The sequence below is a fragment of the Bradyrhizobium sp. Arg237L genome (assembly GCF_029990105.1).
Taxonomy (GTDB): Bacteria; Pseudomonadota; Alphaproteobacteria; order Rhizobiales; family Xanthobacteraceae; genus Bradyrhizobium.
The window spans coordinates 1-16261 of record NZ_JAQMIL010000097.1; the positions used below are offsets into that span (position 1 = coordinate 1).

General features: G+C 63.5%; 15 protein-coding genes. 8 read left to right on the forward strand and 7 right to left on the reverse strand.

Annotated elements, in window-relative coordinates:
• Window positions 1-274: 274 nt before the first annotated feature.
• From OZ411_RS38480 to OZ411_RS38490, 3 genes are all read right to left on the reverse strand, one after another.
• Window positions 275-805: a hypothetical protein gene (locus OZ411_RS38480; RefSeq protein WP_282532120.1), complete on the reverse strand. Its 531-nt coding sequence runs from the start codon at window positions 803-805 to the stop codon at window positions 275-277.
• Window positions 806-1028: 223 nt separating this feature from the next.
• The gene (locus OZ411_RS38485) at window positions 1029-1481 is read right to left on the reverse strand and encodes a DNA polymerase III subunit chi (protein ID WP_130581054.1); all 453 of its coding nucleotides are present in this window, start codon (window positions 1479-1481) and stop codon (window positions 1029-1031) included.
• A gap of 6 nt (window positions 1482-1487) precedes the next feature.
• Window positions 1488-2990 (reverse strand): leucyl aminopeptidase, encoded by a 1503-nt coding sequence (locus OZ411_RS38490; RefSeq protein WP_282532121.1) that lies wholly within the window; start codon window positions 2988-2990, stop codon window positions 1488-1490.
• 354 nt (window positions 2991-3344) lie between these two features.
• On the opposite strand from OZ411_RS38490, the gene lptF reads away from it, so the two are divergent.
• The 7 genes from lptF to OZ411_RS38525 all read left to right on the forward strand — a co-directional run bounded on the left by lptF (window position 3345) and on the right by OZ411_RS38525 (window position 12036).
• Entirely contained in the window at window positions 3345-4511 is a 1167-nt protein-coding gene (gene lptF, locus OZ411_RS38495) for an LPS export ABC transporter permease LptF (RefSeq protein WP_130581055.1), read from the forward strand.
• Entirely contained in the window at window positions 4508-5605 is a 1098-nt protein-coding gene (gene lptG / locus OZ411_RS38500; protein WP_130581056.1) for an LPS export ABC transporter permease LptG, read from the forward strand. Before lptF ends, lptG begins: the two co-directional genes overlap by 4 nt.
• A gap of 98 nt (window positions 5606-5703) precedes the next feature.
• The gene (locus tag OZ411_RS38505; protein WP_282532122.1) at window positions 5704-8085 is read left to right on the forward strand and encodes an LPS-assembly protein LptD; all 2382 of its coding nucleotides are present in this window, start codon (window positions 5704-5706) and stop codon (window positions 8083-8085) included.
• Between the two features lie 71 nt (window positions 8086-8156).
• A complete protein-coding gene (locus tag OZ411_RS38510; RefSeq protein WP_282532123.1) occupies window positions 8157-9095 on the forward strand; it encodes a SurA N-terminal domain-containing protein in 939 nt (312 codons plus the stop codon).
• A 2-nt stretch (window positions 9096-9097) separates the two neighbouring features.
• Window positions 9098-10102 (forward strand): 4-hydroxythreonine-4-phosphate dehydrogenase PdxA, encoded by a 1005-nt coding sequence (gene pdxA / locus OZ411_RS38515; protein WP_282532143.1) that lies wholly within the window; start codon window positions 9098-9100, stop codon window positions 10100-10102.
• Window positions 10099-10965, forward strand: a complete 867-nt coding sequence (gene rsmA, locus OZ411_RS38520; RefSeq protein WP_282532124.1) for a 16S rRNA (adenine(1518)-N(6)/adenine(1519)-N(6))-dimethyltransferase RsmA — start codon at window positions 10099-10101, stop codon at window positions 10963-10965. Before pdxA ends, rsmA begins: the two co-directional genes overlap by 4 nt.
• A gap of 12 nt (window positions 10966-10977) precedes the next feature.
• On the forward strand, window positions 10978-12036 hold the full coding sequence (locus tag OZ411_RS38525) for an alcohol dehydrogenase (protein ID WP_282532125.1): 1059 nt from the start codon (window positions 10978-10980) through the stop codon (window positions 12034-12036).
• A gap of 1 nt (window position 12037) precedes the next feature.
• On the opposite strand, the gene OZ411_RS38530 is transcribed toward OZ411_RS38525, so the two are convergent.
• Complete coding sequence (locus OZ411_RS38530) at window positions 12038-12250, reverse strand: hypothetical protein (RefSeq protein ID WP_282532126.1); 213 nt, start codon at window positions 12248-12250, stop codon at window positions 12038-12040.
• Between the two features lie 96 nt (window positions 12251-12346).
• Here OZ411_RS38530 and OZ411_RS38535 point away from each other — a divergent pair, with 96 nt between their 5' ends.
• A complete protein-coding gene (locus OZ411_RS38535; RefSeq protein WP_282532127.1) occupies window positions 12347-13261 on the forward strand; it encodes a hypothetical protein in 915 nt (304 codons plus the stop codon).
• A gap of 4 nt (window positions 13262-13265) precedes the next feature.
• Here OZ411_RS38535 and gmk read toward each other — a convergent pair whose 3' ends face one another.
• The 3 genes from gmk to mltG all read right to left on the reverse strand — a co-directional run bounded on the left by gmk (window position 13266) and on the right by mltG (window position 16208).
• Entirely contained in the window at window positions 13266-13946 is a 681-nt protein-coding gene (gmk, locus tag OZ411_RS38540; RefSeq protein ID WP_282532128.1) for a guanylate kinase, read from the reverse strand.
• A 3-nt stretch (window positions 13947-13949) separates the two neighbouring features.
• A complete protein-coding gene (locus tag OZ411_RS38545) occupies window positions 13950-14837 on the reverse strand; it encodes a YicC/YloC family endoribonuclease (protein WP_282532129.1) in 888 nt (295 codons plus the stop codon).
• A gap of 111 nt (window positions 14838-14948) precedes the next feature.
• A complete protein-coding gene (mltG, locus tag OZ411_RS38550; protein WP_130581064.1) occupies window positions 14949-16208 on the reverse strand; it encodes an endolytic transglycosylase MltG in 1260 nt (419 codons plus the stop codon).
• Between the last annotated feature and the right edge of the window lie 53 nt (window positions 16209-16261).

Below are 16261 nucleotides of genomic sequence, written 5' to 3' on the forward strand. Positions count from 1 at the left end.
CTACCCCCGTGCTTTTTGTTGCACGGGACCCACGGGTGCAACCAGCACCCGGCTTTCCCTGCGCCCTCTGTCTTCGAGGAGGGTGGAAAGTGAAGCAAAGCTCGGGCGCATCGCGCCGCGAGAATGCAGACTCACACCCCTCGGCTGTTTGAAAATTGAATCATAACTCGCGGCGAAGCTGTAGGGTGGGCAAAGCGTAGCGTGCCCACCATTGCGGGCGGTGCACTTGATGGTGGGCACGCTACGCTTTGCCCACCCTACAAGTTCGCCGGCCTCACGTCGCCGCGTGCTTCTTCGCCTTCGGCTTGCCGGGCTTCGGCTGCGGCGCGGGCACGTCAATGCGCTCGATCGACGACAGGCGGCCGGAGGTGAAGGTGTAGATGCCGGCGCGCGGCCCGTGCGTATAAGTGACGACGGCGACGCGATCGCCGCGTTCATTTTTGGAAAGACCGACATTGTCGGGCGCGCCGATGCCGCGGACCACATCGCACTCGGTATGTCCGAGCGCGACCGTCCCGGTACTCTGCGGCGGTGGTGCGCCACCGGCGCCGTCCGCGAGCGCATTGGCATTCGCAGGCCCCGCCGGCGCCATGCCCGGGCATCCGCCCTCGGCGCTGACCATGTCCTCTGCGGTGACCGGCTTGGTCGGCGTCAGCGGCGGGGTCTCGATCGAAATGTTGCGGATGAACACCCGGCCAGGCCGCGAGAACCACTCGGCATCCCTCGAGAAAATATCCGAGCCCCCGAAAATATTCGAGCCGCCGGAACAGCCGGAGATGACCGGCGCAAGCAGCAGCAGGGCCACCAGCGGTTTCCGAATAAGTGTTCCATCTCGCACGATCGATTGGGCTCCCGTCTCTACCCTCTTGTCCCGCCGCGCTTTTTTGCGCGAAGCGATACCCCAAGCCTTACGCGCGGCGCGCGCCTTTGCCCTAAAATGTTTGTCCGAGCATCCCTTTGCGGCATGACCGTGGCTGGGCGTCGACTCCGGGACACAAAGTGCAAATTATCATTAATTCCGCAACCTTCTATTGCCGGCGCTGCCAGCGGCCCCGCTCATCGGTCTGCCAATAGGTCACATCGAATCCGCGCGCCTTGCAGGCAGTCCAGCTCGCGCGCGCCGCCGCCACAGCCTCGGCGTCGTCGCCGTTGAACACCAGCACCAGCCGCTCATAGCTGCCGCTATCTTCGGGCATCGCCGCGTTGTCGACCAGGAAGCGCACATTGGCGCGGTTCGGATTACCGTCGTCGATCGAAAGGATGATCGGCTGATCCGATGCATCGGCGACACGCCAGGTGGCATGCGGCAGGAAGGAATCGTCGCTGTAGGTCCATAAGTGCGCGTCGAGCGCCTCGGCGCGCTCCGGTGACGTCGATTGCACGACCACGCGCCAGCCGCGCTCCAGCGATTTCTCGAGCAGCGGCGGCAGCACGCTCTCCAGCGACATGCCCTGCAGATGGTAGAACAGGACCTCGGTCATATCAGGCTATTTCTTGGCCTCGTAATAGTCCGCGACCAGACGCTCCAGCAGGCGAACGCCGTAGCCCGAACCCCAGCTCTGGTTGATGTCGGTCTTCGGCGCGCCCATCGCGGTTCCCGCGATATCGAGATGCGCCCAGGGCGTGCCGTCGACGAAACGTTGCAGGAACTGCGCCGCGGTGATCGAGCCGCCATGGCGGCCGCCGGTATTCTTCATGTCGGCGAACTGCGAATCGATCAGCTTGTCGTATTCGGAGCCGAGCGGCATGCGCCACACCCGCTCGCCGGTCTCCTGCCCGACCTTGATGAGCCGATCGGCCAGCTCGTCATTATTGGAGAACAGGCCGGCATGCTCGGTGCCGAGCGCGACCATGATCGCTCCGGTCAGCGTCGCGAGATCAACCATGAACTTCGGCTTGAATTTCTTCGCCACATACCAGAGCACGTCGGCAAGCACGAGCCGGCCTTCGGCGTCGGTGTTGATGATCTCGATGGTCTGGCCCGACATCGACTTGACGATATCGCCGGGACGCTGCGCGTTGCCGTCGGGCATGTTCTCGACAAGGCCGATGGCGCCGACCGCGTTGACCTTGGCTTTGCGCCCGGCCAGCGCATGCATCAGCCCGACCACGCAGGCCGCGCCGCCCATGTCGCCCTTCATGTCCTCCATGCTTCCGGCCGGCTTGATCGAGATACCGCCGGTGTCGAAGCAGACGCCCTTGCCGACGAAAGCCACCGGTTGCTCGCTCTTCTTGCCGCCGTTCCAGCGCATGATCACCACGCGGCCGGGCCGCGCCGAGCCCTGCGCGACGCCGAGCAGCGCGCCCATGCCGAGCTTGGTCATCGCCTTGACGTCGAGCACTTCGACGTCGACGCCGATCTTGCGGAGTTGGCTGGCGCGGCGAGCGAACTCCTCCGGATAGAGCACGTTCGGCGGCTCGTTCACGAGGTCGCGCGCAATGACGACGCCCTCGACAATGGAGGCATCAGGCGCAAACGCCTTCCTCGAGGCGGCGACATCGTCGACCGCGATCGAGACGTCGGCACGCACCTGCTCGTTCTCGCCGTCCTTCTTCTTGGTCTTGTAGCGATCGAATTTATAGGCCCGGAGCCGGATACCGGAGGCGATCGCCGCCGCCTGCTCCGCCTTCATTGCGCCCTCGGGCAACTCGGCGATCACGGTGACGGTATCGGCCGCCGCGTTCAGCTTGCCGGCGGCAACGCCACCGAATTTGAGAAAATCCTTCTCCTTTAGCGCCGACGCCTTGCCGGTTCCGACAACGATCAGGCGCTCGACCTTGATTCCCTCCGGCGCCAGGATGTCGAGAATCGCGCCGCTCTTGCCCTTGAACTGGTTGGCCGCGGCCGCCCGCTTGACCGTCTCCGCCGCCTTCCCAAGCGCCTTGTCGGTCGCCGCGCCGAACTTCAGTGCCTCGTCGCAAAACACCACCATCAGGCCCCTGACGGGCGCGGAAAACGGGACAAAGCCGACCTTTACGGCGTCGGACATAGGCAAATTCCTCCAGAATCAGAGCTGTCGCAGGCAGGAGCCGGCTGGCGTGGGTAGTAGGTGGAATGTCGGTTCGCGGCCGTCCAGATCGGTCAGCCCCGGGGTTGATCAACACTATGGCCTGCCAGCCGCCGCACTGCCAAGCGCGGCGTGGCTGGAACGCCACAAAGGGGAATAATTAACCATATGGAAGACGTGCCTTGGCTCAGCCATTTTGTTGACGGATCAAAGGGATGGTAATGAGAGAGTGACGGCTGGACGGATAAGCGGCACGGCCAAAAGGGGAGCCCTTGGAAGGGATTGGTCGGGAAGCCGTGCGTTTTGGCGTGCCAAGTGGGATCTTGCGGTAACGGGATGGGGTCGATTGACAGGTATATTTTCCGCACGACGCTCGCGTCGTTTGCGGTAGTCCTGATCAGCCTCACCGGCGTGATCTGGATTACCCAGGCGTTGCGCGGCATCGACCTGATGACCAGCCAGGGTCAGACCATCATCACCTTCCTCGGCATCACTAGTCTGGTGATTCCGGCACTCGTCCTGATCATCGCGCCGATCGCGCTGATGATCGCGGTCTCGCACACGCTGAACAAGCTCGCGACCGATTCCGAGATCATCGTGATGAACGCCGCGGGCTTTTCGCCATTCCGGCTGTTCCGTCCCTTCTTCTATGCCACCTGCGTGGTCGCCGCGCTGGTCGCCTTCATCGGCGCCTATCTCGCGCCCGACGGCATGCGGCGCATCAAGCAATGGGACGCGGAGATCACCGCCGACGTACTCACCAACATCCTCCAGCCGGGCCGCTTCGCCCAGCTCGACCAGAATCTGACGATTCGGATTCGCGAACGCCTGCCGGGCGGCGTGCTCGGCGGCATCTTTGTCGACGATCGCCGCGATCCCAAGGAGCGCGTCACGATCATCGCCGACCATGGCACGGTGCTGAAGAACGAGAATGGTTCGTATCTGGTGCTGGAGGACGGCAATCTGCAGCGATTCGAAGCCGGCAAGCGCGACCCTGCCCTCGTCGCCTTCGGCCGCTACGCGTTCGACATGTCGAAATTCTCCAACCAGCGCGACGTCACGCTGGGGATTCGCGAGCGATATCTGTGGGAATTGATCTGGCCCGCGGCTGATGATCCGACCTTTGATCAACTATCCGGCCAGTTCCGCGCCGAATTGCACGACCGCTTCATGGCGCCGATCTATCCGTTCGCATTTGCCGCACTCACATTCGCCTTTCTGGGCGCGCCGCGCACGACGCGCCAGAGTCGCAATTTCTCGATCGGCGGCTCGGTTCTCGCAGTGCTTGGCCTGCGCATGGCTGGATTCGCCTGTTCGGTGATGGCGGTGAAATCGTCGCTTGCGGTCGGCGCACAATATCTGATGCTGCTCGCTGGCATCGGCGTCGGGCTCTGGATGATCATCGGCGGCGTGGTGGTGGAGCCGCCGCCCGGATTGATCGAGGCCATCAACAAGTCGAATGCGCGGATCGCCCGCCTGTTCGGAAGGCCGGCCACCGCATGAGCATGGTCACCAACACACTCGGGCGCTATTTCGCCGGCCGCTTCGTGATCTCGGCCGTCGGAGTGTTCGTCGGCATCTTCGTGCTGCTCGTCCTCGTCGACTACATCGAGATGGTGCGCAAGACCTCCGGACTGGTCACGGCCTCCGCGATCACGGTCGCCGAGACCTCGCTGTTCCGCGTCCCGCAGCTACTCGAGAAGCTGATGCCGTTCTGCGTGCTGATCGGGGCCATGACCTGCTATCTCGCGCTGTCGCGCCGGCTCGAGCTCGTGGTCGCGCGCGCCGCCGGCGTTTCGGCCTGGCAGTTCATCTCCCCCGCGCTGGCGAGCGCGATCGTGCTGGGGATCGCGGCGACCACCGCTTACAATCCGATGTCGGCAAACCTGCGCGAGCTCTCCAAGCAGATGGAAGCTGAGCTGTTCGGCTCGGCGCCCGGCGGCGGCATCCAGGACGCCTCTGGCTTCTGGCTCAACCAGGTCAACAGCGATGGCCAGTCGATCATCAACGCCGCCCGCAGCGAGCAGCAGGGCGTGCGCCTGACCGGGCTGACCGTATTCCGATTCGACACCAGCCTGCAGTTCAAGGAGCGAATCGAAGCTCGCGAAGCCTCGCTCGAAGAGGGCCGCTGGGTGTTCAAAGGAGTACGTCGATACTCCCTCGACAAGCCTCCGATCGACCAGGAGAGCTTCTACCTGGCCACGACGCTGACCCCGGCCCAGGTCCGCAACAGCTTTTCCACCCCGGAAACTGTGTCGTTTTGGCAACTACCGAACTACATCCGCTCGTCGGAGAGCTCGGGCTTCGCGACCGCCGGCTACCGGCTGCAGTATCACAAGCTCATTGCACAGCCGTTTTTGCTGGCTGCGATGGTGCTTTTGGCCGCTTCGGTCAGCTTGCGCTTCTTCCGGTTCGGCGGCGTGCAAAAGATGGTTTTAAGTGGCGTGGGTGCGGGCTTTCTGCTCTACGTGCTTTCGAAAGTAACTGAAGATTTGAGCAAGGCTGAGTTGATGCATCCCATCGCTGCGGCGTGGCTACCCGTGTGCGTGGGCGGCCTCACCGGTTTCTTGGCCTTGCTATATCAGGAGGACGGGTAGTGGCCGTTGTCGCCGCCCGCCAGTTGGAGTCGCCTGCGTTCAGGCGGCGCAGTATCGTGCGCCGTCAGCGGACTCGCTTGGCCGGCTTCCTACTAACCTTGACCGTTGGATTCATTCTTACGGCGACGATCGGCGCTGGCCTGACGACGCCCGCCGCCGCGCAGAGCTTCACCTACAATCCGCGGCCGCCGAAACCGACTCCGGCCCCGCCCCGGAATGACGGGCAGATGCTCGTGCAGGCGACCGAAGTCGATTACGACTACAACAATCAGCGCGTCTCCGCAGTCGGCAACGTGCAGATGTTCTACAACGGCACCAGCGTCGAGGCCGACAAGGTCATCTACGACCAGAAGACCAAGCGTCTGCATGCCGAGGGCAACATCCGCTTCACGGATGCGCAGGGCAAGATCACCTACGCCAACATCATGGATCTCAGCGACGATTACCGGGATGGTTTCGTCGATTCGCTGCGCGTCGACACCGAGGATCAGACGCGCATGGCGGCGACCCGCGCCGACCGCTCCGCTGGCAACTACACGGTGTTCGAGAACGGCGTCTATACGGCCTGCGCGCCGTGCAAGGACGACCCGAAGAAGCCGCCGCTGTGGCAGGTCAAGGGCGCCCGCATCATCCATAACCAGACCGAGAAGATGCTCTATTTCGAGAACGCCCAGCTCGAATTCTTCGGCGTTCCGTTGGCGTACATGCCCTACTTCTCGACTCCGGACCCGACGGTGAAGCGCAAGAGCGGCTTCCTGATGGCGAGCCCCAGCCAGGCGACGGCCTATGGCTACGGCGTCGAGATCCCCTATTATTTCGCGCTCGCCCCCGACTATGACGCGACGTTCAACCCGCGCTTTACGACGCGCCAGGGCGTCCTGCTCCAGGGTGAATTCCGCCAGCGCCTGCTGGACGGCTCCTACTCGATCCGCGCCTATGGCATCGACCAGCTCGACCCCGGCGCCTTCGCCAACCAGCCGGGCGACCGCCAGTTCCGCGGCGGCATCGATACCAGGGGCCAGTTCGCGATCAACGACAAGTGGGTCTGGGGCTGGGACGGCGTACTCCTCTCCGACTACTTCTTCTTCCAGGACTATCGGCTTGGCCAGTACCGGGACCCCTACGCGTCGTTCCTGAGCCTGCCGACGGAAGCGATCTCGCAGCTCTACTTGACCGGCGTCGGCAATCGCAGCTTCTTCGATGCGCGCACGATCTATTACCTGAGCTACTCTGGCAACCAGAGCCAGGTGCCAGTGGTCCATCCGGTGATCGACTATAACAATGTGATCAACAGCCCGATCTTCGGCGGCGAGTTCGGCTACAAGGTGAACTTCACCAGCCTGACGCGCGACCAGGCGGTCTTCGACCCGATCACGACGCTCGCCAACACCGCCGGCCTGTGCACCACGGCATCCGCCGATCCGCTGGCCCGGATGCCCTCGCAGTGCCTGCTGCGCGGCTTCCCCGGCACCTACACGCGCCTGACGGCCGAAGCTCAATGGCGGCGATCGTACACCGACCCGATCGGCCAGATCTGGACACCGTTCGCGATCCTTCGCGCCGACGCGATCGATGCCTCGATCTCGAACCAGCCTGGTGTCTCGAACTTCCTTCCCGTCGGCGAGACGCAGGCGCTGCGCGCGATGCCGACCATCGGCCTTGAATATCGGTACCCGTTCATCAACGTGCAGCCGTGGGGCACCACCACGCTCGAGCCGATGGCGCAGGTCATCATCCGCCCGAACGAGACCTATGCCGGCAAGCTGCCGAACGAGGACGCGCAGAGCCTCGTGTTCGACACCAGCAACCTGTTCTCCGTCGACAAGTTCTCCGGCTACGACCGTGTCGAGGGCGGCGGCCGTGCCAACGTCGGCGTGCAGGCGACCACCCAGTTCGATCGGGGCGGTGCCGTCAAGGTGCTGTTCGGACAGTCCTACCAGTTGTTCGGCCTGAACTCGTTCGCGGTCGCCGATGCGACCAATACCGGCCTCGATTCGGGCCTGCAGCATGCCGCATCCGACTATGTCGGCAGCGTCAGCTATTCGCCCAACCGGACCTACACGTTCAGCGTCCGCTCGCGGATGGACGAGGCGACCTGGAACATCAACCGCTTCGAGGCCGAGGGACGCGCAAACTTCGATCGTTGGTCGGTCAGCCTGCTCTACGGCAACTACGCGGCCCAACCGGAACTCGGCTATCTGACCCGTCGCGAAGGCATCCTGACCAGCGCCTCGGTCAAGGTCGCCTCGAACTGGGTGGTGTCCGGCTCGGCGCGTTGGGACCTTGAAGCGAACAAGATCAACCAGTACGTCATCGGCGCCGGCTATGTGGACGACTGTTTCGTGCTGGCCGCAAACATTGTCAGGTCATACAACTACTCCACCCCCTCATCGCCGCCAATCCTCAGCACCACGTACATGTTCCAAATCGGGCTGCGGACGATCGCGACGACGACGACGAACAGCGGAAGCGGCTATTAGTAGAGCGTGATCCGCAGCGCCGAAATTCGGTGCGGATCGGTTGATATGGCTGACATGACCATATAGCTGAGATGACCATGACGACCTTGCCCCATCGCCTTTCGGCCCTCGCTCCCGCTTGCGCCATCGCGCTCGCGTTGATGCTCTGCGGCACTTCGCCGCTGAAAGCGCAGACCGTAGCCGTCATGGTCAATGGCGAGCCGATCACCAACTACGACATCGAGCAGCGCACCAAGCTGAACTTCCTGACCACCCACAAGCAGTCGACGCGGCAGGACGTGATCGAGGAACTGATCGACGAAAAGGTGAAGATCAAGGAAGCCAAGAAATTCGGCGTCGACCCCTCCTCCTCCGACATCGAGCAATCCTATTCCGCGATGAGCGCGCGCATGCGGATCTCGTCGGAGCAACTGACGAAGTCGCTGGAGAGCCAGGGCATTCGCGCCGACACGCTCAAGTCCCGCATCAGGGCCGACATGGTTTGGACCAGCCTCGTGCGTGGCCGCTACAAGGAAAGCCTCCAGGTCGGCGAGAAGGATGTCGCGGCCGCCGCGCAGGAAGGCGGCGAAAAGACCGAGGTCGAAGCCTTCGAATACAAGATGCAGCCGATCGTGTTGATCGTGCCGCGCGGCTCCACGCCGGCATTGATCGAGGCGCGCAAGAAGGAAGCCGAGGGGCTGCGCGAGCGCATCACGAGCTGCGACGAGGCCAACTCCTATTTCAAGACCATACCGAACGCGGCGATCCGCGACACCGTGACCAAGACTTCCGGCGATATCCCGCCGAGCATTCGCGAGGTGCTCGACAAGACGCCGATCGGCCATCTGACCCCGCCGGAGATCACCAAGCAGGGCGTGGAGATGGTCGTGCTGTGCGGTCGCAAGACCACGATGATCGACTCGCCGAAGAAGAGGGAAATCCGCGAGAAGATGTACGCCCAGAAATATGAGGCGAAATCGAAATCCTATCTGCAGGAAGTCCGCAAAGCGGCCATGATCGAATATCGCTGATGATGTCGAAGCCCCTCGCGCTGACATCCGGCGAACCCGCAGGTATTGGCCCCGACATTGCGCTTGCCGCGTGGTTGCGGCGTGATGAACTGAAGCTTCCGCCGTTTTACCTGCTCGGCGACCGCGATTTTCTCGCTGAGCGTGCTCACCGTCTTGGCCTTGCGGTCGAGCTTGCCGATGCCTCCCCCGAAGAAGCGCTTAGCACGTTCGCGCGAGCCTTGCCTGTCGTTCCGGCCGGCAAGCCGGCGACGGCGCGGCCCGGCACGCCGGATGCGACCAGCGCGGATGCCGCGCTATCCTCGATCCGGCGCGCGGTCGCCGACGTCATGGCCGGCAAGGCCGCCGCTGTCGTCACCAACCCGATCGCCAAGAACGTGCTCTATCGCGCTGGCTTCGGTCACCCCGGCCATACCGAATTCCTGGCCGAGCTCGCGGCCAAGGACGGGGTCGCGCCGCAGCCCGTGATGATGCTGTGGTCGCCCGAACTCGCCGTCGTGCCCGTGACGATCCACCTTTCGCTGCGCGAAGCGCTCGCATTGCTCACGACGGACTTGATCGTCTCGACGGCCCGCATCGTGGTGGCCGACATGAAGGCACGCTTCGGGCTTTCCCGCCCGCGCCTCGCAATGTCGGGCCTCAATCCGCATGCCGGCGAAGACGGCACGCTCGGCACCGAAGATATCGAGATCGTGGCGCCGGCTGTCGAGATTCTGCGCAGCGAAGGTATCGACGTCCGCGGACCGCTGCCGGCGGACACGCTATTCCACAAGGCGGCGCGCGCCACCTATGACTGCGCGATCTGCATGTATCACGACCAGGCGCTGATCCCGATCAAGACCATCGCGTTCGATGACGCGGTCAATGTCACGCTGGGCCTGCCGTTCATCCGGACCTCGCCGGATCACGGCACGGCATTCGACATCGCCGGCACCGGCCGCGCCAATCCGTCGAGCCTGATCGCGGCGCTGCGACTGGCCGCGAGGATGGCCGCGACAAAGCCTGAATGAGCGCGATCGACGATCTGCCGCCGCTGCGCGACATCATTCGCGAACACTCCTTGTCGGCGCGCAAGTCGCTGGGCCAGAATTTCCTGCTCGACCTCAATCTCACCGCGCGGATCGCCCGCGCCGCAGGTCCGCTTGAGGACTCGACCGTGATCGAGGTCGGCCCCGGCCCAGGCGGATTGACCCGGGCGCTGCTCGCGCTCGGCGCAAGACGCGTGATTGCCATCGAGCGCGACGAACGCGCGCTGGCTGCGCTCGATTACATCGTCAAGCGATACCCGGGACGGCTCGAGATCGTGCATGCCGACGCGCAGCAGTTCGATCCCCGTCCCCTGCTCGATGGCGGCAAGGCAAAGATCGTTGCCAACCTGCCCTACAACATCGCGACCCAGCTTCTGGTCGACTGGCTGTCGATCGAACCCTGGCCGCCCTGGTACGACATGATGGTGCTGATGTTCCAGCGCGAGGTCGCCGAGCGGATCGTCGCGCAGGAGAACGGCGAGGCCTATGGCCGGCTTGCCGTGCTCGCCAACTGGCGCGCCGAAACAAAGATCCTGTTCGACATTTCGCCGTCGGCCTTCGTGCCGCAGCCGAAGGTCACCTCGTCGCTGGTACGATTGATACCACGCGCCGCGCCAGAGCCTTGCGACCGCCGTGCGCTGGAACAGGTGGCGGCCGCAGCCTTCGGCCAGCGCCGCAAGATGCTGCGCCAGAGCCTGAAGTCGCTTTCGGTCGATCCAGCCCGGCTCGCTGCGGCGGCAAATATCGATACCACCCGCCGCGCCGAAACTATTCCCATCTCCGGCTTTGTTGCCATGGCCCGTGAATTGGCCAATATAAGAAACACAACATCGAACATTGCCTAAGGAGTGAACGCCATGGCGCAAATGGTACGCCAGTCCCTCGTCAAATTTGATGCGCCGTTGTGCGAGACCATCGTCGAGACGCCGAAGCCAGAAGGACGCGAAGTCCTGGTCCGCATCGAGCGTTGCGGGCTCTGCCATTCCGACCTGCACATCCAGGATGGCTACGCCGATCTCGGCGGCGGCAAGAAGCTCGACACAACACGCGGCATGACGCTGCCCTTCACGCTCGGCCACGAAATCGCGGGTGTCGTCGCGGAAGCCGGTCCCGATGTTCCGGCTGACCTGATCGGGAAAAAGAAGGCCGTTTTTCCGTGGATCGGCTGCGGCCAGTGCCGCGATTGCCTGAACGGCGACGAGAACCTCTGCGTCAAGCAGCGTTTCCTGGGCGTGTCCATCGATGGCGGCTTCGCTAGCCATGTGCTGGTGCCCGATGCAAAATACCTGCTCGACTACGATCCGCTGCCGATCAATCAGGCGGCCACGCTGATGTGCTCAGGCATCACCGCCTACGGTGCGCTGAAACGATTGGTGGATCGCCCGCGGAAGCGCAACCTGCTGCTGATCGGCCTCGGCGGCGTCGGCATGATGGGGCTCTCGTTCGCGCAGGCGATGTTCAAGCAACCGATCTCGGTTGCCGACCTCAGCCCGGCCGCGCGCGAGACTGCGCTGCAGAACGGTGCAGCAGTCGCCTACGACCCGGCCGAGCCCGATGTCTTCAAGCGTATCCTGAAAGAGACCGAAGGCGGATTTGACGAAGTCGTCGATTTCGCCGGCAACGAGAAGTCCATGGCGTTCGCAGTCTCCGTGCTGGCGCGCGGCGGCAAGATCGTGGTCTCCGGCCTGATGGGCGGTACTTTCAGCCTGCCGATGGTGCAATGGGTCTACAAGCGCATGACCATCGAGGGCTTCATGGTGGGAACGCTGGCCGAGGCCCAGGAATTGATGGCGCTCGCGCGCGCCGGCAAGATCAAGCCGACGCCGATGCGGGAAGAACCGATGGCCGACGTCCAGAAGTGGATCGACCAGTTGCGCGCGGGCAAGGTCGTCGGACGCATCGTTCTGAAGAACTAGATCACGATATAGGCCAGAACGGCAGCATCGGTCCGAACGGTGCTGCCAACTGGATCACCTTGATCAGCACCGGCCGCATCTCAAGCCGTTCCGGCTCGGGAAGTTTTCGCCAGTCCGACTGCTGGGTCGGCCGCTGGACCGCTTCAAAGCAATAGCTGTCGGTGCATCCCCGATGCCCCGATCTGCCGCAATTGAGGCGGCCGGCGAGCCGCAATTAAGCCCCACCCGCTCCGGATTTGCGGCGCATTGCCACCCAACTTCCTACCGAGAGTTAGGGGTTAAGGGGTAGCCGGTGTTATCGGGGATGTAGATGTCAAAGCGTACCGCCCAATTCATTTCAGCACTTGTTGCTACGATGCTGGCGGGTGCCAGCTTCACCGCCGGAGCGGAAAACGGTACCGAGAGTGCCGACAGCGCCAAGACTGCCGACAGTTGCCTGTCGGCTCCACAGGGGACCGCGCCTGCAGGAAGCCATTGGTATTATCGCCTTGAGCGCTCCACCAAGCGCAAATGCTGGTATGTCCGCGAAGGGAGCAGCAAGGCGGCGAAGGCCGCGCCTGTACAGCAGGAATCCCCGCCGCCGGCCGAAGCCGCCAACCCGCCCCAGCCGGCGGCCAGCATCAGCCCGTCGGTCGCAGATGCGCGCGCTGAGCTGACTTCATCGCAGGCGGACACCAAACAGAAGCCCGCCTCCGCCCTCGACAACGCGCCCCCCTCCGTCGGCGCACCCGCCTCCGGCTCGCTGGTTTCGGCACGCTGGCTTGACCAATCGAGCATGGCCGCATCCGGCGGCAGCAAGGTCGCCGCCGCTGATACGGCCGTGAGCCCACAGGAAGAGCCCGAGGCGGCGCCGCAACCCGCGCCGCCGCCGGCACCCGCCGCAACCGCGCATTCGACGGTTGAGAAGCAATCAACCTCGACGCTGTTGTTCATCATGGCAGGCACACTTGCGCTCGCCGGCCTGGTCGGCGGCCTCATCTTCCGACTCAACCGTACGGGCGCACCGCCCTACGAGGTCGACAATGAATGGCGCGCGCCCTGGGACCGCGATCATGCCGAGCGCGCCCCGCAACTGGCCGCCCAGCACAAGGAGAGTTCGCCGCGTCCGGTCGAACCGCCGCGAGCGCCTCGCATCGAAGCGGAACAGCCAGAGCCCTCGTTTGAAGATACGCAGCGGGAGATCAAGGAAATGCTGGCGCGTCTGGCGAAAAGCGCGACCGCCTAATTGATTACTTCTCGAGCTGGCGCCGCAGGTTGCGCACGAACTCCGTTAGACCAATCTGTCGTTCGCGCTTGAGTTGCTCTGCTCGTAGGATCGATTTAACAGATTCGAAGGCGATCCCGATGTTATCATTGACGACGATGTAGTCGTAAGCGTCGAAACGACTCATCTCGTCGCCGGCCTTTTTCATTCGACCTCGAATGATTTCGTCAGAATCCTGTGCGCGTGTATGTAAGCGCTGCTCCAGCGCCGCCACCGAAGGTGGAAGGATAAACACGCTGACAACGTCGTTCGGCGAACGGCTGCGCAATTGCTGCGTGCCTTGCCAATCGATATCGAACAGCACATCCTTACCCGATGAAAGCGCAGCCTCGACCGGAGCACGCGGGGTTCCGTAGCAATTGCCGAACACCGTCGCATATTCGAGCAATTCACCGTTTGCGACCATTTCATCGAAGCGGGTCTGATTGACAAAATAGTAGTCTCTGCCCTCGACCTCGCCTGGCCGTTTTTGACGCGTGGTCGCCGATACCGACATCTGCAGCGCAGGCGTCTCGGCAACTAGCATGCGCGACAGCGTGGTCTTGCCGGCGCCCGACGGCGACGACAGCACGAACATCAGGCCGCGCCGCTCGACCCCGTCGAACCCTTGAGCCTCTCCTTGGGCCTCACCTTGGGCCGCCGTCATGCCTCACTCCAGATTCTGAACCTGCTCGCGGAACTGCTCGACCACGTTCTTCATCTCGAGCCCGGTATTGGTGAGCTCGATATCGTTCGATTTCGAGCAGCAGGTATTGACCTCGCGATTGAATTCCTGCGCCAGGAAATCCAGCCGGCGCCCGATCGGTCCGCCCTTGCCGAGCATCTCACGCGCCTGCGCGATGTGGGAAGCGATGCGGTCGAGTTCCTCGCGGATATCGGCCTTGGTCGCGATCAGGATCGCTTCCTGGTTCAGCCGATCCGCATCGAATCGATCGGAGGCCTCCAGCAGTGCCGCGACCTGTTCGGCAAGTCGCGCGCGGATCGCCTCCGGCTTGCGGCCCGGTGCCGCTTCCGCCTTCTTGGCGAGCTGTTCGATCTCGTCCATCCGCTGCATCAGCACTTGCCCGAGCGCCGTACCCTCGCGGCGGCGCATCTCAACCAGATGGACCAGCGCCTGCTCGAAGGCCAGCGCGACGGCCTCTCTTGCCGCCTTGTCCTCGGCCTCGTCGCTTTCCGGCTCGACCACCTCGATCACGCCCTTGATGCCGAGCAGCCCGTCAATGCTCGGCGCCACCGCGTCAATCTTCTGCGCCAGTTCGCCCGCGACCTTCACGATCGAGGCCAGCACGTCTTCGTTGATGCGCACCGCCGACACGGCGTTGGCGCGCTTGACATTGAGATTGGCATAGACAGTTCCACGCGACAGCACTTCGCTCGCGCGCTTCTTCACCACGGCCTCAAGCTCGTCCCAGCCTGGCGGCAGCCGCAGCCGCAAGTCAAAGCCCTTGGCATTGACCGACTTCAGTTCCCACTCGAAGGTGTAGGGGCCGCTCGCGCCATGGCTTCGGGCAAAACCGGTCATGCTCGATAGGGCCATCGCATAAAACTTTCTGACAAGAGATGTGAGACTCGCTGGAACGCGTGCGACCTTAGGCCGATTTCCCTGAAAGTGGAATTACGTTCGCGTGCCGGTGGCCGACGTCCAGACTCAGCGCTGGACCACGGGCGGCGACGTCGTCGACTGCGCCGCGCCCTGCCGTGCCGGCCTTGCCGGCTTCTTCGAGTTGGCCGGCGGCTTGGGCGGCGTGGTTGCAGTCGGGTTGGTGTCGGGCGGCGCGCTGGCGGCGGGCGGCGGCGGATCGTCTGCTGGCTCAACCGTGTCGTTCTGGATCTGCTTTTCCATCGAACGGAGCTTCGCCACGTTCTTTTGGTGCTGATCGTAGGTCTCGGTGAAGGCATGCCCGCCACTGCCGTCGGCAACGAAGAACAGATCTCGGGTCCGCGCCGGATTGGCTGCTGCTTCCAGCGACGCGCGGCCGGGATTGGCGATCGGGCCCGGCGGCAGGCCATCGATGACGTAGGTGTTGTAGGGCGACGGCTGGGTGATCTCGCTGCGCTTGATCGGCCGGCCCAGCGTTCCCTTGCCGCCGACCAGGCCGTAAATGATGGTCGGGTCCGACTGCAGCTTGATCTTCTGCCGCAGACGATTGACGAACACGGCCGAGACGCGGCTGCGCTCATCGGCCCTGCCGGTCTCCTTCTCGACGATCGACGCCAGCGTCACGAGTTGCTCCGGCGTTCTGACCGGAATGTCCGGATTGCGGCGTTCCCAGATTTCCGCAAGCACGCGCTTCTGGGTCTGCTGCATGCGCTGGATCACCTGCTCGCGCGTGGTACCGCGCGGGAATTTGTAGGTCTCCGGCAACAGCGTGCCCTCGCGCGGTATCTCGCGCACCGAACCTGTGAAGATGTCGTTGTCCGACAGCCGCGCCACGATCTGCTCGGAGGTCAGGCCTTCGGGAATGGTAACCGCATGCTGCACCACCTTGCCTTCGACGATGGTGCCGATGACGTCGCGCAGGCTCGCGCTCTTCTGGAACGAATATTCGCCGGGCTTAAGATCGGAACTCGCCTTCATCGCAAACACGCTGCCGATGAAGACCCAGGGATTGACGTCGATCACGCCCTCACGCTGCAGGATGTCGGCGATATCGCGCTTGCCGGCCCGCTGCGGAATGTTGACGATCTTGTCCTCCTGCAGCGGTCCCGACGCTTCCAGGGTCTGCTTTCCGTAGTAATAGGCTATGCCCGCGCCAATCATCAGAAGGATCAGGAGGGTGATGATGGCGTTGCCGACCACGACGAAAGGATTGCGGGCACGGTCCGACCGTTTCGGCGGCGGCGGGACCTGTTCAGGCTCCAGCGCGGCGCGCGGGCTTCGCGGTGAAATGGGCGGCCTCTCACTCATCGATTCGACCTGAATCCTGCCGGTTCAATCGTGGCCTGACAAATCTAAAGTCC